Raw genomic sequence first — 19,600 nt, forward strand, 5'->3', positions numbered from 1 at the left:
CGTATCCCCCGGCCCGGCCGACTGAACAACGGCGGCTTGCCTGGTAAGCCGACGAGAGGACGCATCATGACCGCATCCGGACGTTTTCCCGATCAGAACTTCGCAATGCGACGCAGGTCGCTGCTGCTCGGCGGGCTCGGCAGTGCCGCGCTGGTCACCCTGGGCACCACCCAGACGGCCAGCGCCCAGTCCGCGCTGCGGGCGCGGGCGGAGAATTTCGACTTCGACAAGGGCAACTTCATCCGGGACCTGCTCGACTCGCAGGACTCGCGGTCGAACCCGGACGTGTTCGCCCCCATGGATGTGACGCTGGTGGAGTGGGCCAGCCACCTGAACCAGACCGCGTGGTTCGACGCGGCGGCGCCCTACCACCCGACCGCGGTCGGCATCATCACCCGAATCCCCCGCCGCCCTTCCAGCGAGTCGAACACCAACCGGAACAAGAACATCGCCGCCCTGCACGCCTCCTGGCAGTTGCTCAAGGGCGTGGTGCCCGAGCGGTCGGGCTTCCGGAGCCTGCTGCTGTTCGTGGGGCTGAACCCCGACGACGAGTCCCTGGACCCGACCACGCCGGTCGGCATCGGCAACCTCGCCGGAAAGGGCGCGGTCGCCTATGGGCGCAATGACGGTATGAACATGCTCGGTTACGACGGCGGCCGCAAGTACAACCCGCGGCCTTTCTCGGACTACACCGGTTATGAGCCCGTGAACACCGCCTACGAGCTGATCAACCCCTCGCACTGGCAGCCGAAACTGGGCCCGCACCGCCGCCGCCTCGGCGCGCCGCCGCCCGGCACGACCGGGATCGGCGACAAGGGCATCTACACCGTCCAGCACTTCGCCACCGCGCACATGGGGCGGGTGAAGGCGATGACGTTCAAGGACCCGGGTCAGTTCGGCCTCGCCCCGCCCGAGTACATCAACCACCACAACAAGAAGGCCTACAAGGCCTCGGTGGACCACATCCTTGAGGTGTCGGCGGGCCTCACCGAAGAGCAGAAGGTGAAGGCGGAGCTGTTCGACGACAAGCTGCTGGGCATCAGCCGGTCGGTGTTCGCCGCCGCCAGGGCCAATGACAAGAAGCTGGACCTGGACGGCTGGATCCACCTGTTCGCGACGAACACGCTGGCGGTCTTCGACTCGACGGTCGCCATGTGGCACTACAAGCGCAAGTACGACGTGGTGCGGCCGGGCAGCGCGATCCAGCACGTGTACGGCCACTCCCGGGTGACCTCCTGGGGCGGCCCCGGCAAGGGGACGGTCAGGGACATGCCCGCCGACCAGTGGTCCAGCTACCTGAACATGCCCGACCACCCGGAGTACCCGTCGGGCTCCTCGGGGGTCTGCGCCGCGCAGGCGCAGGCGTGCCGGCGGTTCCTCGGCAACGACCAACTGGACCTCAGCATCACCATTCCCGTGGGCTGGACGCTGGTGGAGCCGGGGGTCACCCCCTCCAAGGAGCTGAAGCTGCACTGGTCCAACTGGACCGACTTCGCGGACGACTGCCTGCACAGCCGGGTGTGGGGCGGGGTGCATTACCTGCAGTCGTGCCTGAGGTCCGCCGACTTCGGCAAGCAGTTCGGCGACCGGTCCTACGATCTCGTGCAGCGGCACGTCAAGGGCGACGTCGGCCACTGACCGTAGCGTTCCGAGGGATCTGCCGGGAAGCCCGGGGCGAGTTCTCGCCCCGGGCTTTCCGGTGAACACCGGGGTCCGCTCAGCCGCCTTCCGCGAGCCGCTTCTTCATGCCGAGGTAGTGCGCGCGCTGCTCCTTGTCGAAGTGCTCGATGGCGGTGCGCAGGGTGATCCGCGGCAAGGTGGCGGCGTAGGCGTCCAGGAACTTCAGCAGCCTGGGGCGGTCGTGCCGGCCCGCCTCGCGCAGGAGCCATCCGACGGCGGTGTGGACCTTGTCGTGCTCGTCGTCGCGCAGCAGTTCGGCGAGCCGGAAGGTGTCGTCCACGTCCTTGCGGCCGACGAAGGCCAGCGTGCTGACGAGCGCGATGCGGTGCTCCCACCAGTTGTCGGAGGCGGCCATCTCGTAGAGGACGTCGCGGGGCCGGTCCACCAGGTAGCCGCCGACGATCTGGTGGGAGCTGATGTCCACCAGCCCCCAGCTGTTGATCTTGTCCTTGTGCTTCATGTACAGCTCGTAGAGCACCGCGCGCTCGGCGTCGGTGGCCTTCTTGTGCTTGGCCTTGTCGCCCATGATGCGCAGCGCGCCCGCCCGCAGTTCGGGGATGGGGCCGGCGAGCAGCCGCTCGACCTCGTCGAGGGGCATGGCGGTGAACGGCCGCGCGGTCGTGAGGACCTTGCCCATCCGCACGCCGAGGTCGATGTCGCCGGTGCCGGGATCCGCGGCCCCGAAATGGCGCCGGAGGAGTTCCCGCTGCTCGGCCGAGCAGTGCTCCGCGACTTTCTCCACGTACTGCTCGGCGGTGATGTCGGAGGTCATGCCGGAGGCTCCCTTCGCGCGCACGCGGCGCCCGGACCGAATGGCGACGATATGGCTCGCCATCGTCTCACGGTTCACGCCGGGATAGGCGCGAACCGATCCCGTTCAGGGCCTCCGGGGCCCGATTCCATGTCAAGGCGGGCGGCGGTTCTTCGACGTTCGCGGGTCGCCGCCGACAATCCAAGGTATGCCGCCCGGAAATTAATGGGAAACAGTCGGCGTCCCGATCCCGTGGGGCGGTCACGCGGCCGGTGTGCGCGCCCTGACGCCGAGGACGATCGGGGTGGGGTCGCCGGTCTCGGCGAACCGGTCGAGCGTCATCCCCGCCTCCAGGAACGCGTGCATGAGTTCGGGCAGCGGGCGGTGGACGGCGCCGATCCTGGCGCGCACGCCCCGGTCGGTCCAGGACGCCTTGGTCCAGTGGCCGTCGCGGTAGCCGGGCCGGATGACGACCGCGTCCGGGTCGGTGCGGTCGGCGAACCCGCCGCAGAAGCAGGGGTGGACGCCGACGTGCACGAACACTCCCCCGGGCCGCAGGACCCGGGCGGCCTCGCGGGCCACCGCCGGGTAGGCGGGCATGTCGGTGTGGACCATCACGGCGATGACGGCGGGGAGCGACGCGTCCCGGAGCGGGAGGCGCGCGGCGTCGGCCCGCACGGCGGGGAGTCGGCCGCGGGCGTGCCGCAGCATCCCGGCGGACAGGTCGGCGCCGAACGGCGTCCAGCCGAGGGCGCGGACGCGGGCGGCGTTGACGCCGGTGCCGCATCCGATCTCCAGGCAGGGCCCGCGGCCCTCGCCGAGGAGGTCGCGCAGGACTGCGCCGAGGCCGAACGCGTCGCCGTCCCCGGCGGGGTCGTGCCCGAGGAACTCGTGCTCGTACCAGTCGGCGATCTCGTCGTAGGCCGCGGTCGGCGCCATCCGCCTCTCCCCTGTGCTCACGCGTCGGGCTTCGCGGCCGACTCTAACCGCCGGGGCGTGCGGGCGTCGTCGGCCAGCAGGGCGAGGAGCTTCAGGGGAGTGCGCGGCCCCGGGACGGTTCGATCCTCGGTGAAACGTCCGGGGTGGACCGTGGAGCGCATGGGTGCTCCGACATCGACGACCGGAACCGCCGCGCCCGGACGGGTGGCGCGGCGGGGCGCGATGCTCGTGGTGCTGTGCGCGGGGATGTTCCTGGTCCTGCTGGACGTGACGATCGTGAACGTCGCGCTGCCGGGGATCGGGCGGGCGCTCGGCACGCGCCTGCCGGGGTTGCAGGGGATGGTGGACGGCTACGCGGTGGCGATCGCGGGGCTGCTGCTGGGCGGCGGCGCGCTCGGCGACCGGGTGGGACACCGGAGGCTGACGCTGGGGGGTTCGGGCTGTTCAGGGCGGCGTCGCCGGCGTGCGGGGCGGCGCCGGGCGCGGCCCCGCTGATCGCGGCGCGGGTCGTCCAGGGGGCGGGGGCGGCGCCGCTGCTTCCCGGGAGCCTGGCGCTGATCACGGCGGCGTATCCGAGACAGGCCGAGCAGGCGCGGGCGCTCGGGGTGTGAGCGGGGATCTCCTCGACGGCGCTGCCGGCGGGGCCGCTGCTGGGCGGGGCTGGCGGGCGGGGGCAACGACACCGCGCGGCAGGTCGGGACCGCGCTGGGCGTCGCGGTGTACGGGGCGGTCGCGGGTCCGGCGCGGTTCACGGCGCGGCTGCACGCGTTGGGGTGGGTGACGTTCGGGCTGTGGGCGGCGGCGCTGGCGCTGGTCGCAGTGGTCCCCGCCCGGGGGGACGCGCGGGAAAACCGGTTGGCGTGACCGGCGCGGTTCACTAGAACAGGCGGCATGCTCCGCAAATATCCGCGCACCCGGCACATCGCGGGATCCCGGTTGCAGCCGGGCGACCACGACCTGGCCGCCGTGCCGTTCGGGGAGGTCGCCGGGCGTTACCTGGTGGTCGAGGAGAAGCTGGACGGCGCCAACTGCGGCGTCAGCTTCTCCTCCGAGGGCGAGCTGCGGTTGCAGAGCCGGGGCCACTACCTGGCGGGCGGGCCGCGCGAGCGCCAGTTCGCGCCGCTGAAGGCGTGGGCGGCGTCGGTGCGGCACATCCTGTGGGAGCGGCTGGGCGACCGGTATGTGATGTACGGGGAGTGGCTGTATGCCAAGCACACCGTCTTCTACGACGCCCTCCCCCACTATTTCTGTGAGTTCGACGTCCTGGACCTGCGGGACGGGACGTTCCTGTCGACCGCGCGGCGCCGCGAGTTGCTGGCGGGGACGCCGGTGGTGCCGGTGCCCGTCCTGCACGAGGGGAGGCTGCGGGAGGTGGCGGCGCTGACCGCGCTGGTGGGGCCCTCCACGTGCCGGACGGCCGGGTGGCGGGACGCGCTGCGGGCGGCGGCGAAGGCGGGCGGCGCCGACGCGGACCGGGCGGTGGCGGAGTCCGATCCGTCCGAGGAGATGGAGGGCCTCTACGTCAAGGTGGAGGAGGACGGCCGGACCGTCGGCCGCCTCAAGTGGGTGCGGCCGAGTTTCCTGACGGCGATCCTGGACGCGGGGACGCACTGGCAGGGCCGTCCGATCATCGCCAACGGCCTGGCCGATCCGGAGGTGCTGTATGCGGGTGTTCGCTGACCTGTGCCCGGCGCCGCCGGGCTGGGCCGTGCCGTGGCCGGAGATCCGCGAGGCGTTCGCGTGGGTGCGGGCGCTCGGGGGCGTCCCGCAGGACGCGGTGCACCACGCCGAGGGGGACGTGGAGGTCCACACCCGGATGGCGTGCGAGGCGCTGGCGGCGTCGCCGCGGTGGCGGGCGCGGCCGGCGGCGGAGCGTGTCCGGTTGTTCGCGGCGGTGCTGATGCACGACGTCGCGAAGCCGTACTGCACCCGCACCGACGGGGACGGCCGGATCACCGCGCACGGGCATTCGCGGCGCGGGGACCTGATGGTGCGGCGGATCCTGTGGGAGCTGGGCGCGCCGGTCGCCTGGCGCGAGCACGTCGCCGCGCTGGTCCGCCACCACCAGGTGCCGTTCTGGGCGCTGGAGCGGCCCGACCTGCAGCCGATCGCGTTCCGGGTGAGCCTGCTGGCCCGCAACGACGACCTGGCGCTGCTGGCGGAGGCCGACATCCGCGGCCGGGTGTGCGGCGACCTGGCGGAGGTGCTGGAGAACATCGCGCTGTACCGGGAGTACTGCGCCGAGCAGGGGTGCCTGGACGCGCCGCGCGTGTTCCCCTCCGACCACGCCCGGTTCTGGTACTTCCGCAAGCCGGGACGCGACCCGGACTATGACGCCTTCGACGACACGCGGCTGACGGTGACGGTGCTGTCGGGGCTGCCGGGGGCGGGCAAGGACCACTGGATCGCGGCGCACCGGCCGGACGTGCCGGTGGTCAGCCTGGACCGGCTGCGCGCGGAGATGGGCGTGGCGCCCTCGGGCGACCAGCGCGCGGTGGCCGCCGCGGCGCACGAGCTGGCGCGCGGGCACCTGCGGGCGGGCCGCTCGTTCGTGTGGAACGCCACGAACGTGTCGCGGCAGCTCCGCGAGCAGTGCACGGGCCTGGCCGCCGGCTACCGGGGGCGGGTGGAGGTGGTGGCGCTGGAGGCGCCGCCCGGGGTGCTGCGCGGCCGCAACCGCGCCCGGGCGGCGCCCGTGCCGGACGCGGTGGTGGACCGGCTCGTCCGGCGGTGGGAGACGCCCGACCCGACCGAGGGGCACCGCGTCGCGTGGGTCGCCACCGCCTGAACCCGATGACCGGGCCCGTTGACTGAAGCCGGGTGTGCTCAGCGGTCGGCGACGGCGCGCGCGAGGTAGCCGGACTGGCGGTCGATCTCGCGGCGCGCGATCGTCAGGGGGAAGGAGGCGAACCCGTGGATGCCCTCGGCGACGACCTCCAGTTCGGTGTCGTTGCCGGCGGCCCGCCAGCGCGCGGCCATGAACAGCGAGTCGTCCAGCAGCGGGTCCTCGGTGCCGACCGTGAACCGGGCGGGCGGCATGCCGCGCACGTCGGCGTACAGGGGCGAGATGGCGGGGTCGCGGCGCTCCTCGGGGGTCAGGCCGGGCAGGTACTGGTCGTAGAACCAGCGCATCGCCGGCGTCGAGGTGAACAGCTTGCCGGCGCCGTCGCGCTGGCTGGGCGTCATCGACAGGTCGAAGACGCCGTAGGACAGCTGCGCGGCGCGGAAGGCGGGGGCGTCGGCGCCCAGGCGCAGGAGGGTGAGGACCGCCAGGTGGGCGCCGGCGGATTCGCCGGCGATGAGGAGCCGGTCGGTGCCGAACCGGTCGGCGGCGTGGTCGAGGAGCCAGCGCGCGACGTCCTCGCAGTCCTCGGCGGCGGCGGGGTGGGGGTGCTCGGGCGCGAGCCGGTACCCGACGCTGACGACGCAGACATGCGCCGCCTGGGCGAGGTCCCACAGGTAGATGTCCTGCCCTTCGGCGGTGCCGAGCGTCCAGCCGCCGCCGTGCAGGAACATCAGGACGCCGCGCGCGTCCTCGGTCTCGAACGTGCGGACGGGGACGTCGCCGCCGCGGCCGGGGACGGCCTGGTTCGTGCCCTGCGGCAGCAGGACGGGCGCGGGGAAGGCGCCCTTGCCGGCGGCGCCCGCCGCGCGGACCGCGACCGGGTCCCCGATCTCGTGCGGTCTCGGTCTGCCCGCCAGCGACGCCTTCAAGGCGGCGTTCTCGGCCCGGGTCGCCTCCGCGACGTCCTGGCCGGTCGTGATGTGACCCTCGTTCGCCATGCCGGGAGTGTCGCACCGGGCCCCGCCGTGATCCAGGCCGGACGCGGCGCGCCGCGCCGCCGGCGGTGCCGGGGTGTGGCGGGGCGGCCACGTTTAGGCGCCGGGCAGGGGGAACGGCTTTCTCGCGGGCGCCGGAACGTTCGGGGCGTCCGGACGAGAGCACGCGGAAGGGGCCTGAGGTCATGAGCACCGTGCGGGCGACACACGACGGCGAAGCGGCCGCGCCGAGCCCGGGCGCGTCCCGGCACGACTTCGCCGTCCCGGACCAGCGCGAGGAGCCGGGCACCGGTGAGCTGGTGCGGCAGGCGGCGCAGCAGGTGTCGGAGCTGATGCGCGCCGAGCTGCGGCTGGCCGCCGCCGAGCTGAAGGACAAGGGCAAGCACGCCGGGAAGGGCGCCGGGATGTACGGCGGCGCGGGCCTGGTCGCCCTGTACGGGGTGGGCGTGCTGCTGGCGGCGGCGGTGGCGGCGCTGGCCCTGGTCCTGCCGATGTGGGCGTCCGCGCTGATCATCGGCGCGGTGCTGCTGGCGGTGGCGGGGGTCCTGGCGATGCTGGGGCGGCGGGAGACGGCGCGGGCGACGCCGCCCAAGCCGGAGATGGCGATGGACGAGGCGCGCCGGACCGTCAGCGACATCAAGGAGAGAACGCACCGATGACCATGCAGGACAAATCCCACAGCGGGCCGCGCGGCGACGCGCGCGACGCACCGCATGAGCCGCACGGGCGGGACGGCGCCGGATCCGAGACCGAGGAGCTGCGCCACGAGGTCGACCGGGCGCGCCATCACCTCGGCGAGACGGTGGAGGCGCTGGCCGCGCGGGCGGATGTGAAGGCGATGGCACGGGAGAAGGTGGCCGAGGCCAAGGCGCGGGCGCGGTCGGCGGTGGCGTCGGCGCGGGGCGCGGCGGCGTCCCGGGCGGCGTCGGCGAAGGCGGCCGCGGGCTCGCCCAAGGCCCGCAAGGGCGCGGGCGTGGGCGGCGCGGTCGCGGGGACGGCCGGTGCGGCGGTGGCCGCGGCGGTGCTGGTGCGCCGCCGCCGGGCGGCCGCGGCGCGCCGTCACGGCTGGTCGGGGCGGGCGCGCCGGGTGGCGGCCCGTTCGGCGGGGCTGGCCGGCGCGGCCCGCACGTCGGGGACGCGGCTGGCGGCGCGGGCACCGGGCCCGTCGAGCCTGCCGGGCGTTCCGCGTGGTCTGCCGCGTCGTTTGGCGCGTGGTCTGCCGCGTACGGGCAGGTCGGGACGGTCGCGGCGGAGCGGCTGGGCGCGGCTGGCGGGGTCGCGGGGCGGGGGCCGGTCCGCCTGGTGGCGCCGCTAACGCGGGCGCGCCGGGAGCACGCGGGGAGCACACGGCAAGCAAGCCGGGAGCGCGGCGCGCGCGGGACGGACGGCGGTGGTTCGGGGCGGCGGGCGGAGGAATTTCCGGCGTCGGGCCGCTTTCCGGGAAATCACGGGTCGCCCAACAGGGAACCTCGTGAATAGGATCACCCCTGTGCTGCGTCCCACTTATCCGATCGAGACCGAGCGGCTGGCTCTGCGGCCGTTCCGTGAGGGCGACCTGGACGGCCTCTACGCCTACCAGTCCCTGCCCGAGGTGGCGCGTTTCCTGTATTGGGAGCCGCGGAACCTGGAAGAGTCCAGGTCGTTCCTCCAGCAGAAGATGGGCGCGTCCACCGTTGAGCGGGAGGGCGACTGGCTGGTGCTGGCGGTGGTGTGGCGGGAGACCGGCGCGCTGATCGGCGAGGTCAACCTCCAGTGGCGCAGCCGGGAGCACCGGCAGGGCGAGATCGGCTACATCCTCAACCCGCAGTACCACCGCAAGGGGTTCGCGACCGAGGCCGCCGAGGCGGTGCTGCGGCTGGGGTTCGAGGGGCTCGGGCTGCACCGGGTCGTGGGGCGGCTGGACGGGCGCAACGCGGCGTCCGCGCGGGTGCTGAAGCGGCTGGGGATGCGGCGTGAGGCGCATCTGCTGCAGAACGAGATGGTCAAGGGCGAGTGGACCGACGAGGTCGTCTACGCGATGCTTGAGGACGAGTGGAAGGCCCGCACCTGACCCGGGCCCGCGCCTGACGCCGTTTCGGCGGGGGTGTTCAGCGGTCGCGGCGGTCGGCCTGCTCGTGCAGGGTGCGGGCGAGGTCGCGGACGTGGTCGCGGAGCGCGTCGGGGCGGCGGACGGTGAAGGGCCAGCCGAGCCCGGCGAGCATGCGCGCCATGCCGTCCAGGTGTTCGGCGCGGGTGCTCAGGAGCACTCCCCCGCCGGTCTCGGTGAGGGTGGCGACGGAGGCGGGGACGCGGCGGCGCGCGTCGGTGAGGGTGGTCTCCAGCAGCACCTCGACCTCGTGCGCGTAGGGGACGCGGGCCAGTGACCGGGTGACGTGCTGGACGGGGTCGAGGTCGGCGGGGGTGTCGAAGGTGGCGGGGCGCGGTTCGGCGGAGTCGACGCGGTCGACGCGGAAGGTGCGGGTCTCGCCGCTGCGGTGGTCGTGGCCGGTGACGTACCAGCGTCCGGAGTGGAACACCAGCCCGTAGGGGTCGAGGTCGCGTTCGCTGGTGTCGCCGCGCCAGGAGCGGTAGCGGAGCCGGACGCGGCGGCGCTCGCGGGTCGCGGCGGCGAGGGTGAGCAGGGCCTCGGTGGCGGGGGCGGCGGCGTCGCGGGCGGCGAGGGTGAACCCGAGGGTGTCCTGGAGGGCCTGGACGCGGTCGCGCAGCGCGGCGGGCAGCACGCGCTGGACCTTGGCGAGGGCGCTCTCGGTGGCCTGGCCGGGCAGGCCGACGCGGCGTCCGGCGAGCAGGCCGAGCACGACGGCGGTGGCCTCGTCGTCGGTGAGCATGAGCGGCGGCAGTTTGTAGCCGGGCATGAGCCGGTAGCCGCCGTGGCGGCCGCGTTCGGCGAGGACGGGGACGCCGAGGTCGTCGAGGCGGGCGGCGTAGCGGCGGACGGTCCGCTCGTCGACCTCCAAGCGCCGGGCGAGTTCGGGGCCGCTCATGCGGTGGTGGGCCTGGAGGAGTTCGAGCATGGCCAGGATCCGGGTCGTCGGATGTGACACGGGCCACGCACCTTATCCGGGCGGTTTCTGTCCGGTATGGAGCATAGCGTGAGGTCACGGCTTCGACGGAAGGAATCCGACATGGCGACGTTCGTTCTGGTCCCGGGGTACTGGCTCGGCGGGTGGGCGTGGGAGGAGGTGGCGGCGGCGCTGCGCGCGGGCGGCCACCAGGTGCGCGCGGTGACGTTGACGGGGATCGCGGAGCGGGCGGCGGAGGCGACGCCCGAGGTGGATGTGGACACCCACGCCGCCGACATCGTCCAGGTCATCGAGGACGGCGGTCTGGAGGAGGTCGTGCTGGTCGCGCACAGCGGCGCGAACATGGCCGCGGCGGGCGCGGCCGCCCGGGTCCCGGGGCGGGTCGCGCGGATCGTCTACGTCGACTCCGGTCCGATGCCGCCGGGGCTGGCGGGCCTGGACTTCCACGCCCCGGACGCGCGGGCGGAGCTGCGGCGGCAGGTCGCCGAGGAGGGCGGGGGGTGGCGGCTGCCGGTGCCGCCGTTCGACCCGTCCGCCGAGCCGCACATCCTGGCGGGCCTGGACGCGGCGCGGTTGGAGGAGATGCGGCGGCGCGGCACGCCGCAGCCGTTCGCGACGGTGACGCAGCCGCTGGAGGGGCCGCTGCCCGACGTCCCGCGCACGCTGGTGGCCTGCACGTTCACGGTGGAGGACGTGCGGCGGATGGCGGCCTCGGGCAATCCGGTGTTCGCGATGATGGAGGGCCCGGGCTGGAGCTATCGGGAGCTGCCGACGGGGCACTGGCCGATGTTCTCCCGTCCGGCGGAGCTGGCGGCGCTGCTGGCCGAGGTCGCCGGGCCGGGCGCTCCGCTCCGGTGAGCAGGGCCCGCCCGGCGCAGGCCAGCAGGACGCCGGCGCCCCAGCCGGCGGCGGCGTCGGTGGGCCAGTGGTAGCCGAGCGCGACGACGCCGGCCGCGACGGCGGCGGCCAGGGCGTGCGCGGCGATCGTCGCGCGGCGGGGCGCGCGGGCGAGGGCGGCGGCGAACAGCAGGCAGGCGGCGGCGTTGGCGGCGTGCCCGGACGGGTAGGACAGGGAGCCGTCGGCGGCGAGGGCGTCGTGCCCGGTGCGCGGCGGGGTCCGGGCGAACGCGAGCTGCGCGCCGCGCACGGTCGCCTCGGTCGTGATGAGCCAGAGCGCGGCGGTCAGCAGCGGCCGGATCCGGCGGCGGCGCCAGGCGGCCGCGGCGGCGGTGGCGGCGACGAGGGAGCCGGCGAGCCAGTACTGGCCGGCGTTGACGATCGTCCGCCACGTCCAGTACCAGGCGCCGGTGCGGGGCGGCAGCCCGCCGGCGAAGACGCGGTGGTCCAGGGCGCGGAGCGGGCCGCCGGCGAGCACGTCGAGGGTGGCCGCCGCCGTGAGGAGGGCGGCGGCCGCCGCAAGCGCGCCGGCGGGGGCCGGGCGGGGTACCCGCATCCTCCGATCCTGCCCGATGGGGCGCCGGGCCTGTCGGAGACGCCGCTCACAGCCGGCGCCGGCGGCTCACCGGCGGGTCAGCGGCGGTAGCGCAGGCCGTGCCCGAACCGGTACAGGACGGCGGCGGGGTCGTCGGCGGCGGTGATGGTGACGGGCAGGCGGCCCCGCGGGCGGGTCTCGCCGTAGAGGACCTTGGCGGTGGAGCGGACCGCCTCGGCGGTGGCGGAGTAGGTGGCGAGGTAGGTGGGGGTCTCGGGGAACCAGGCGATGTCGTAGGGGTCGCGGGCGGCGACGACGATGACGGGCTTCCCGGTGGCCGCGAGCGCCTTGACGAGGTCGCGCTGGCCGGGGCCGTTGTGGGGGCTCTCGTCCTTGACGTCCCAGGCGCGGTTGGTGACGGCGACGAGGAGGTCCTGGTCGCGGGCGGCGGCGACGGCCTGGGCGATGCGGGCGGGGGTGGGGCTGAGGCCGGTCTCGCGGACGGTGGCGGTGGCGCCGCGCGCGGTCATCTCGGCGGCGAGGCCGGTGGTGGTCGCGGCGCCCCAGCCGGTGACCAGGACGCGGCGGGGCCCGGGGCGCAGCGGCAGCAGCCGGGCGTCGTTTTTGACCAGGGTGGTGGTGCGGTCGGTGGCGCGCTGCGCGGCGGCCAGGTGCGCGGGGGCGCCGACGACGTCGCCGATCCGGGACTCGTCGGCGTAGGGGTCGCGGAACAGGCCGCGCCGCTTCTTCAGCTCCAGGACCCGGTAGACCGACGCGTCGAGGCGCTGCTCGGTGAGTTCGCCGGTGCGGACGGCGGTGACGACGGCGTCGAGCTGGCGGGGGAACACGCCGGTGCCGGAGGCGTCGGCGGGGGGTTTGAGGAGCACGTCGGCGCCGGCCTTGAGGGCGAGGACGGGGACGCGTTCGTCGCCGTACTTGTCGCGGACGCCCTGCATGTCGAGGGCGTCGGTGACGATGACGCCGCGGTAGTGGAGGCGGTCGCGCAGGATGCCGGTGAGGATGGGCCGGGAGAGGGTGGCGGGGTCCTCGGAGGGGTCGAGGGCGGGCACGATGATGTGGGCGGTCATGATGGCGTCGGCGCCGCGCGCGACGGCGGCGCGGAAGGGCGGCAGGTCGAGGCGCTCCCATTCGGCGCGGGTGTGGCCGATGCGGGGGACGCCGGTGTGGCTGTCGGTGGTGGTGTCGCCGTGGCCGGGGAAGTGCTTGACGGTGGGGGTGACGCCGCCGGCGCGGTAGCCGTCGATCTGCGCGGTGACCATCCGGGAGACCAGGGCGGGGTCGGAGCCGAAGGAGCGGACGCCGATGACGGGGTTGGCGGGGTCGACGTTGACGTCGGCGTCGGGCGCGTAGTCCTGGTTGACGCCGACGGCGCGCAGTTCCCGGCCGGTGATGGCGGCGAGGGCGCGGGCGTCGGCGGTGCGGCGCCCGGCGGCCAGGGCCATCGCGCCGGGCGACTGGGTGGCGGGCGGTTGGACGCGGGCGACGATGCCGCCCTCCTGGTCGGTGGCGATGGTGGCGGGGATCGGGAGGGGCTGGGCGGTCGCGGCGCGCTGGATGCCGTTGGAGAAGGCGGCGAGCTGGCGGGGGTTCTGGACGTTGGCGGGGCCGGCGGAGTAGTAGATGAACCCGCCGGGGTGGTAGCGGGCGATGACCTGGGCGGCGTTGTCGGCGCCGTAGAGGCGGCGGTTGGCGGCGACGTCGGCGGGGGCGGTGGTGTCGGCGCTGGTGCCGTGGACCTGCAGGACGAACAGTTGCGCGGCCTTGTCCCGCAGGGGCATCGAGCGCAGGAGGCGCAGCAGGTGGGGGTCCTGGTGGCGTCCGGTCGCCGGGAGGAGCCCGGGGACGGGCGCGGGCGCGGGGCTCGCGGAGGCGGGAGCGGGCGCGGCGCTCGCGAGGGCCCCCGTGGTGAGTGCGGCGGTGAGCGCCGCGGCGAGCGCGGCGGTGAGTCTCCGGGTGGTGCGGTGTGTGGGGTCGAGCGTGTGGCGCATGACGGCTCCCTCCGCCCCCGAGCGGCCCGCAGAGTAGATGATCAAGGTTGTTGGAACGGTAACCCGGTGGGGCGGGCGCGTCCATGGCAATGGTCGACGAGGCGTCCAGCGTCCGGCATGGGGGCGGTAAAGGGGGGTCAGCGGCGCCGCCGCCGCAGCCGGGGCATCAGGCGGGGGCGGGGCGGCGGGGCCACGGTGAGGGGGTGCTCCTCGATCTCGTAGCGGCGGACGTAGGCGCCGGCGAACGCCTGGACGCTGGCGCCGAACGGCAGGGCCAGCAGCGCGCCGAGCGGTCCGACGACGGCGGCGCCGGCCAGGACGAGCCCGAACGCGACGGCGGGGTGCATGTCGAGGGTGCGGGCGGTGATGCGGGGCTGCAGGAGGTAGTTCTCCAACTGCTGGTAGGCGGTGATGAACAGCAGCATCCACAGCGCGGTGGAGGGCCCCCGGGTGAGCGCGATGAGGACGGGGACGGCGCCGGCGAGGTAGGTGCCGACGGCGGGGATGAACTGGGACACCACGCCGACCCACAGCGCCAGCGTCAGCGCGTAGGGGACGCCGAGCCCGGCCATGGCGGCGTAGTGCGCGGCGCCGGAGATCAGCGCGAGGAGCGCGCGGGAGTAGATGTAGCCGCCGGTCTTCTGCACGGCGATCTCCCAGGCGGACAGGACCTGGCGCTGGCGGTGGGGCGGGAGGACGGAGCAGACCGTGCGGCGGAACTGGGGGCCCTGGGCGGACAGGTAGAAGGTGAACAGCAGCACGCCGAGGAGTTTGAACACGACGCCGAGGGCGGTGGCGCCGATCCCCCAGACGTTCCCGGCGAGGTCGGACAGGTGGCGGGAGATCTGGTCGGTGACGGTGGGCAGGCGCTGGAAGACGGTGTCGCGGGACAGGTGGGTGCCGAAGGTGGAGTTGACCCAGTCGATGGTGGCGCGGACGTCGCCGGGGAACCCGTCGATGAGGTGGGTGGTCTGGGTGGCCAGCAGGGAGCCGATGCCGCCGAGGAACACGGCGGTGAGCAGGGCGATGACCAGGAACATCAGGCCGGTGGCCAGGCCGCGCCGCCAGCCGCGGGCGGCGAGCCAGTTGACGGCGGGTTCGATCGCGAACGCCAGGAACAGGGAGGTGAGCAGCAGCAGGAGGAGTTCGCGGAGCCGCTGGGCGAGCCACACGCCGACGACGAACAGCAGCACGGTGGCGCCGGCGAGCAGGAACGCGCGGGGCAGCCAGGGCGGCATGTGCCGCGGGTCGGGCGGTCCGGCGGGGCCGGCGGGGCCGGGTGGGGCAGGTGGGTCGGGCGGGGCGCCGGCGGTGCCCGTGGGCCCGCCGCCGGGCTTGTCGCCGGGGGTGTGCGGCATGCCCGCACGGTAGCGGCGGCGTACCGGCCGGCCCGCGGGTACGCCCCGGGCGGGGGGCCAACCTTTGCCGAGTCTTCAGCCCGGTTCGGGGGCGCCGGCGGGCCGGCGGCGGACCGGGGGGCGGACGGGTGGCGGGGGCGGGACGGGTGGCCGGCGCGCCGTCGGGCCAGGGGCCGTCGTCGCGGCGGCGGCTCCGGGGCCCGGGGTCAGGTTCGTCGCCTGAGGGCCCGGCACAGTTCCCGCGTGTCCGATTGAAGTGGGCGCGCGCTCGCGGGGCAAGCCCTTTACGGGATCGCCGGGTCCGGCGGGAATCGGTGGGCGAACAGCGAAGCGTAGACGGCGCGGTCGCCGTCGGTGACGATCTGCCCGGCGAGGTGGGGGGCGGTGAGGGTGGACAGCCGCAGGGTCTGGTGCCGGTCCTCTTCGCGGAGGCGGACGGGCCCGGTGGCGGGGCCGGTGAGCTGGGCGGTGATCTGTTCGGTGAGGTGGGCGAGGCGGGCGGAGCGGTCGTGGTCCAGGGCACCGCGCAGTTCGGCGAGGTTCGCGGCGTCGTAGGGCTCGGCGCGGGCGGGCGGGGCGGGTTCGGCGCGGTGGGCGGCGACGCCGTAGGCGTGGCAGGCCAGCGCGGTCCACATCTGCGCGAAGTAGGCGGGGTCGGGGGTGATCTCGACGCCGGCGAGGCGTCCGGCGATCAGGAACAGGGCGCCGACCTGGCCGGGCTGGGGTTCCAGGCGGTTCTGGAACCGGGTGAGGGCGGGCCGGTGGCGGGCGAGGAGCCGGTCGAGGTGCCCGTGCCGGGCCAGGCCGTGGCGGGCGTTGAGGTCGGCGATGGCGTCGGAGAGTTTGCCGTGGTCGGTGACGCCGCGCAGGGCGAGGGCGCGGGCACGCAGTTCGCCGGGCAGGACGAGGAACCGGGGGTCGCCGCCGGTGAGGTGGCCGCTCCGGCCCTCCTGGACGCAGCAGGCGTCCTCGCAGCGGAGGGTCCGCCCGGGCGGGATGAGCGCCGAGCGGCAGAGGGCGCGGGTCGGGGCGCGGTCCTGGAGGTGGCCGATGTGCAGCGGGACGATCGCGACGCCGCCCGCGTCGGGGTTGGTGAGTTCGACCTGTCCGCGGCCGGTGGCGCGGGAGGGTCTCAGGGCGTGGGGCGGCGTGAAGCCGGGGTGGGCGGGCCCGGAGATGGGGACCATGGTGAGCGCGCCGGCCTGCTGCGGGGTGCCGAGGCGGTGCCCGGCGAGGCTGAGCGGGCCGGGGACCAGGGTGTCGAGCGCCGTCAGGTCGGTCACGGCGGGCCCCTTTCACGCGGCGGGTCGGGCGGCGGGCAGGCGACGGGCGGTCGGGCGGGTGGTCAGGCGGCCAGGCGGCGAGGCGGTCGGTCAGGCGGCGAGGCCGGGGGTGAGGGCGTCGGCGCGGCGGTCGAGGTCGTCCAGGCGGGTGTGCAGGAAGGCGCGGAGCCAGGGCGCGCCCGCGGCGCAGTGCCCGAGCATCCAGGGCAGCAGGTCGGCGAAGTCGTCCTGGTGCCAGAACGCGCGCCGGGGCAGGGAGGGGGCGGGGGGCGGCGGGGTGGGGTCGTCGGCGGCGGTGAAGGCGGCGTGGCAGAACACGACGGGGGTGGTGACGCCGGCGGCGGGGAGGGTGGCGATGACGCGGGCGAGGTCGCCGGGGAAGAGGTTCTCGTGGCCGTCGGAGACGACGGCGACGAGGTCGGGGTCGGCGCCGAGGGCGTCCAGGACGCCGGTGGCGAGGTCGGTGGCGCCGCGGGGGGCGCGTTCGTCGCCGCCGGTCTCGACGACCTCCAGCCGGTCGCACACCTCCGACAGGACCATGCGCAGCGCGGCGGCCTGGGACATCAGCGCCCATTCGCGGGCGCCGTGGCCGCGCATGGACGCCGAGGCGTCCAGGACGAGCGCGAGGGTGCCGGGGAAGCGGGGGAAGGCGGCTGCGGCCTCGTCGAGGTGGCGGCCGAGGGCCTCGTAGAGGGCGGCGGCGGGGCCGCCCCGGTACAGGTGGACGAGGGTGGCGGCGATGTCGCCGCGGTCGGTGGCGGTGACGGTGGCGGTGGCGGGTCGGGCGCGCGGGGCGTCCAGGGTGAGGGCGGGTTCGGTGAGGGCGGGCCCGGCGGGCCCGGCGGGGTCGTCGGCCGTGCCGTCCGGGGTGGGGGCGGTGGCGTAGAGGGCGCGGACGCGGGCGGGCGCGGTGCGGGGGGTGGTGAGGAAGCGCAGGAGGCGGCGGCGCAGGTAGTCGGAGGTGGTGTCGCCGTCGGCGATGCGGCGGGCGCAGCCGCGGGCGGTGGCGGTGCCGAGGGCGTGTTCGAAGCAGTCGAGCAGCGCGGGGCGGCGGGCGGCGATGAGGGCGTCGGCGCCGGGGTGCTCCAGGACGAACCGGAGCGCGGTGCGGGTGGTGTGCTTGTGGTTGGCGCGCAGCCGCCGCAGGGCGAGCAGGACGGTGATGACGTGGCCGGGCGGCAGGCCCAGGGTCAGGACGCGGGCGAGGCGGGCCAGGACGGCGCGGGCGGGTTCGTCGAGGCCGGCCTGTGTGGCCTCCAGGATCCGCAGCAGGACGCGGGCGCGCTGCCAGGGCAGGACGCCGGGTGCCAGGGCGAGCAGCGCGTAGCCCTCGGGGTCGCGGCGGTGGGCGGCGCGGTGCAGGTCCGCGTCGTCCCAGCGCAGGGTGCCGCCCCGGGGCAGGGTGAGGGCGGTGTCGTGGGTCCGCAGGTGGTCGAGGAGCGTGGGGGTGTCCATGATTGTTGGCCTCCGCAATCATGGAGTCTAGGAATCCCCGGGAGTGCCTCGACACTCATTTTCCGGCGGCGGGCCCCGGGCGGAGACCGTCTTCGGCGGGCGCGGGCGGCGCGTCCGGCGGCGGCCCGGTCGGGGCGGCGGCGTAGTCGCCGAGGCCGTGTTCGAGGAGGTCGAAGACGCGGGCGGCGGCGGCGTAGACGTCGGCGCGCATCTCCTCCAGGGTCTCCCCCGCGCTCTTGCGGGCGGCGATCTGCTCGATGAGGGCGCTCTGCGCGGCGAAGATCATGGCGGCGGCGGTGGCGGGGGTGATGTCGTCGGGGTCGGCGCCGGTCTCCTCGGCGAGCAGCGCGGCGACGTGGTCCTGCGCCTCCTGGACGATCTCGCGCTGGCGGGCCATGAGGGCGGGGCTGGCGCGGACGGTGCGCGTCCAGATGTCGGAGCCCTCGTGGAAGGCGGTGCGGTAGGAGCGGCTGTCGAGCCCGTCGAGGAAGCGGCGGCGGAACAGCGCGACGACGCCCTCGCCGGGGAGGCGGTCGCGCAGGTCGCGGGCGATCTGCTCGATGTGGTCGCCCTGCCGGTCGAAGAACAGGTCCTCCTTGGTGCGGAAGTAGTTGAAGACGGTGTTGACCGACACGTCGGCGGCGCGGGCGACGTCGGCGATGGTGACGTTGTCGAAGCCGCTGGTGAGGAACAGGCCGGTGGCGATGTCGGAGATGCGGCGCCGGGTCTGGCGCTTCTTGCGCTCCCGCAGGCCCAGTTCGGCCTCGGGCCGCGCGGCGCTCTCCCCCGCCGGCCCCGCCGCCTCTGCGGACCGCGCCGGGGCGCGCTCGTCTGCCATGCCCGAATCCTACCCTCCCTGGGGCGACTTAAAATTTGGAGCTACTTAAAATTTGTGGTTACTCTATCGGCGTTTGCTCACCCGTCCCCTCAACGGAGGTCTCCGTGATCGACGCATGCGGGCTGGCCCGCACCTTCACCACCGGGCACGGCACGGTCGAGGCCGTGCGCGGTGTCGACCTGTCGGTCGCGCCGGGCGAGATCGTGGGGTTCCTCGGCCCCAACGGCGCCGGGAAGAGCACCACGCTGCGGATGCTGACGACGCTGCTGGCGCCGACGGCGGGCCGGGCGCGGGTCGCGGGCCACGACCTGCGCGCCGACCCGGCGGGCGTGCGCCGCGACATCGGGTACGTGGCGCAGGGCGGCGGCACCGACCCCTCGGTCCCGGTCGGCGAGGAGCTGGACCTGCAGGCGCGGCTGCACGGGGTGCCCGACCGGGCCCGGCGGGTCGCGGAGCTGTGCGGGCGGCTGGAGCTGGCGGGTCTGGAGTCGCGTCCGTCGGGGTCGCTGTCGGGCGGCCAGCGGCGCCGGCTGGACCTGGCGCTGGGGCTGCTGCACCGTCCGCCGCTGGTGTTCCTGGACGAGCCGACCAGCGGCCTGGACCCGCAGAGCCGGGGGAACCTGTGGGACCACGTCCGCGCGATGCGCGCCGAGGACGGCACGACGGTGTTCCTCACCACCCACTACCTGGAGGAGGCCGACGCGCTGTGCGACCGCCTCCTGATCATCGACCGGGGCGCGATCGTCGCCGAGGGGACGCCCGCCGACCTCAAACGCCGCGTCGCCGGCGACGTGGTGACGCTGGAGCTGGCGGACGCGGCGGGCACCGCCCGCGCGCGGGCGGCGCTGGCGGGCCACGCCGGGGTGCGGGAGGCGGCGGTGGCGGGGCGGACCGTCCGGCTGAGGGTCGGGGACGGCGAGCGTGAGCTGGCGGGCCTGGTCCGCGCGCTGGACGCGGCGGGCGCGGGCCTGGTGTCGCTGAACCTGTCGCGCCCCACCCTCGACGACGTCTTCCTCACCGTCACCGGCCGCTCGCTGCGCGACGCCGCCTGA

At 75.2% G+C, this 19,600-nt stretch carries 19 protein-coding genes and 1 pseudogene; 9 read left to right on the forward strand and 11 right to left on the reverse strand.

Annotation, left to right across the window (positions count from 1 at the left end; all coding sequences use genetic code 11):
• Positions 1 to 105: 105 nt before the first annotated feature.
• Positions 106 to 1,638, forward strand: coding sequence for a DUF6851 domain-containing protein (locus KLI87_RS29055; protein WP_214619485.1), 1,533 nt, complete (start codon positions 106 to 108; stop codon positions 1,636 to 1,638).
• 79 nt (positions 1,639 to 1,717) lie between these two features.
• On the opposite strand, the gene KLI87_RS29060 is transcribed toward KLI87_RS29055, so the two are convergent.
• The 3 genes from KLI87_RS29060 to KLI87_RS29070 form a co-directional block, all read right to left on the reverse strand.
• A complete protein-coding gene (locus KLI87_RS29060; RefSeq protein WP_156216396.1) occupies positions 1,718 to 2,452 on the reverse strand; it encodes a DNA alkylation repair protein in 735 nt (244 codons plus the stop codon).
• Between the two features lie 240 nt (positions 2,453 to 2,692).
• Entirely contained in the window at positions 2,693 to 3,370 is a 678-nt protein-coding gene (locus KLI87_RS29065) for a class I SAM-dependent methyltransferase (RefSeq protein WP_214619486.1), read from the reverse strand.
• Between the two features lie 17 nt (positions 3,371 to 3,387).
• Complete coding sequence (locus KLI87_RS29070; protein WP_214619487.1) at positions 3,388 to 3,531, reverse strand: hypothetical protein; 144 nt, start codon at positions 3,529 to 3,531, stop codon at positions 3,388 to 3,390.
• On the opposite strand from KLI87_RS29070, the gene KLI87_RS29075 reads away from it, so the two are divergent.
• The 3 genes from KLI87_RS29075 to KLI87_RS29085 all read left to right on the forward strand — a co-directional run bounded on the left by KLI87_RS29075 (position 3,530) and on the right by KLI87_RS29085 (position 6,158).
• Positions 3,530 to 3,865, forward strand: a complete 336-nt coding sequence (locus tag KLI87_RS29075; protein WP_214619488.1) for a hypothetical protein — start codon at positions 3,530 to 3,532, stop codon at positions 3,863 to 3,865. The two genes, KLI87_RS29070 and KLI87_RS29075, sit on opposite strands and share 2 nt — an antisense overlap.
• Before the next feature lie 396 nt (positions 3,866 to 4,261).
• Positions 4,262 to 5,050: an RNA ligase family protein gene (locus KLI87_RS29080; RefSeq protein WP_214619489.1), complete on the forward strand. Its 789-nt coding sequence runs from the start codon at positions 4,262 to 4,264 to the stop codon at positions 5,048 to 5,050.
• Complete coding sequence (locus tag KLI87_RS29085) at positions 5,034 to 6,158, forward strand: AAA family ATPase (RefSeq protein WP_214619490.1); 1,125 nt, start codon at positions 5,034 to 5,036, stop codon at positions 6,156 to 6,158. Before KLI87_RS29080 ends, KLI87_RS29085 begins: the two co-directional genes overlap by 17 nt.
• A gap of 38 nt (positions 6,159 to 6,196) precedes the next feature.
• On the opposite strand, the gene KLI87_RS29090 is transcribed toward KLI87_RS29085, so the two are convergent.
• Complete coding sequence (locus KLI87_RS29090; RefSeq protein ID WP_214619491.1) at positions 6,197 to 7,153, reverse strand: alpha/beta hydrolase; 957 nt, start codon at positions 7,151 to 7,153, stop codon at positions 6,197 to 6,199.
• A gap of 182 nt (positions 7,154 to 7,335) precedes the next feature.
• On the opposite strand from KLI87_RS29090, the gene KLI87_RS29095 reads away from it, so the two are divergent.
• The 3 genes from KLI87_RS29095 (at position 7,336) to KLI87_RS29105 (ending at position 9,200) form a co-directional block, all read left to right on the forward strand.
• Complete coding sequence (locus KLI87_RS29095; protein ID WP_156216391.1) at positions 7,336 to 7,809, forward strand: phage holin family protein; 474 nt, start codon at positions 7,336 to 7,338, stop codon at positions 7,807 to 7,809.
• Positions 7,806 to 8,465 carry a DUF3618 domain-containing protein gene (locus KLI87_RS29100; RefSeq protein WP_214619492.1) on the forward strand — a complete coding sequence of 220 codons (660 nt, stop codon included), beginning with the start codon at positions 7,806 to 7,808 and terminating at the stop codon, positions 8,463 to 8,465. Before KLI87_RS29095 ends, KLI87_RS29100 begins: the two co-directional genes overlap by 4 nt.
• Positions 8,466 to 8,639: 174 nt before the next feature.
• Complete coding sequence (locus KLI87_RS29105; protein ID WP_214619493.1) at positions 8,640 to 9,200, forward strand: GNAT family N-acetyltransferase; 561 nt, start codon at positions 8,640 to 8,642, stop codon at positions 9,198 to 9,200.
• A gap of 37 nt (positions 9,201 to 9,237) precedes the next feature.
• On the opposite strand, the gene KLI87_RS29110 is transcribed toward KLI87_RS29105, so the two are convergent.
• The gene (locus tag KLI87_RS29110; protein WP_308166276.1) at positions 9,238 to 10,194 is read right to left on the reverse strand and encodes a YafY family protein; all 957 of its coding nucleotides are present in this window, start codon (positions 10,192 to 10,194) and stop codon (positions 9,238 to 9,240) included.
• Between the two features lie 81 nt (positions 10,195 to 10,275).
• Between KLI87_RS29110 and KLI87_RS29115 the strand changes: the two genes are divergently transcribed.
• Positions 10,276 to 11,031, forward strand: coding sequence for an alpha/beta fold hydrolase (locus KLI87_RS29115; protein WP_214619494.1), 756 nt, complete (start codon positions 10,276 to 10,278; stop codon positions 11,029 to 11,031).
• Positions 11,032 to 11,104: 73 nt separating this feature from the next.
• Here KLI87_RS29115 and KLI87_RS29120 read toward each other — a convergent pair.
• From KLI87_RS29120 to KLI87_RS29145, 6 genes and pseudogenes are all read right to left on the reverse strand, one after another.
• Positions 11,105 to 11,626: pseudogene (locus tag KLI87_RS29120) on the reverse strand (hypothetical protein); the annotation flags it as partial.
• Between the two features lie 77 nt (positions 11,627 to 11,703).
• Complete coding sequence (locus KLI87_RS29125) at positions 11,704 to 13,614, reverse strand: glycoside hydrolase family 3 protein (protein ID WP_214619495.1); 1,911 nt, start codon at positions 13,612 to 13,614, stop codon at positions 11,704 to 11,706.
• Positions 13,615 to 13,751: 137 nt separating this feature from the next.
• The gene (locus KLI87_RS29130; protein ID WP_250904310.1) at positions 13,752 to 14,972 is read right to left on the reverse strand and encodes an AI-2E family transporter; all 1,221 of its coding nucleotides are present in this window, start codon (positions 14,970 to 14,972) and stop codon (positions 13,752 to 13,754) included.
• A 284-nt stretch (positions 14,973 to 15,256) separates the two neighbouring features.
• The gene (locus KLI87_RS29135; protein ID WP_214619496.1) at positions 15,257 to 16,255 is read right to left on the reverse strand and encodes an ARPP-1 family domain-containing protein; all 999 of its coding nucleotides are present in this window, start codon (positions 16,253 to 16,255) and stop codon (positions 15,257 to 15,259) included.
• A gap of 90 nt (positions 16,256 to 16,345) precedes the next feature.
• A complete protein-coding gene (locus KLI87_RS29140; protein WP_214619497.1) occupies positions 16,346 to 17,710 on the reverse strand; it encodes a hypothetical protein in 1,365 nt (454 codons plus the stop codon).
• A 55-nt stretch (positions 17,711 to 17,765) separates the two neighbouring features.
• Positions 17,766 to 18,548, reverse strand: a complete 783-nt coding sequence (locus KLI87_RS29145; protein ID WP_214619498.1) for a TetR/AcrR family transcriptional regulator — start codon at positions 18,546 to 18,548, stop codon at positions 17,766 to 17,768.
• A gap of 104 nt (positions 18,549 to 18,652) precedes the next feature.
• Between KLI87_RS29145 and KLI87_RS29150 the strand changes: the two genes are divergently transcribed.
• Positions 18,653 to 19,600, forward strand: a complete 948-nt coding sequence (locus KLI87_RS29150) for an ATP-binding cassette domain-containing protein (protein WP_214619499.1) — start codon at positions 18,653 to 18,655, stop codon at positions 19,598 to 19,600.

This window comes from Actinomadura sp. NEAU-AAG7 (assembly GCF_018603865.1).
In the GTDB taxonomy this organism is placed as follows: Bacteria; Actinomycetota; Actinomycetes; order Streptosporangiales; family Streptosporangiaceae; genus Spirillospora; species Spirillospora litoris.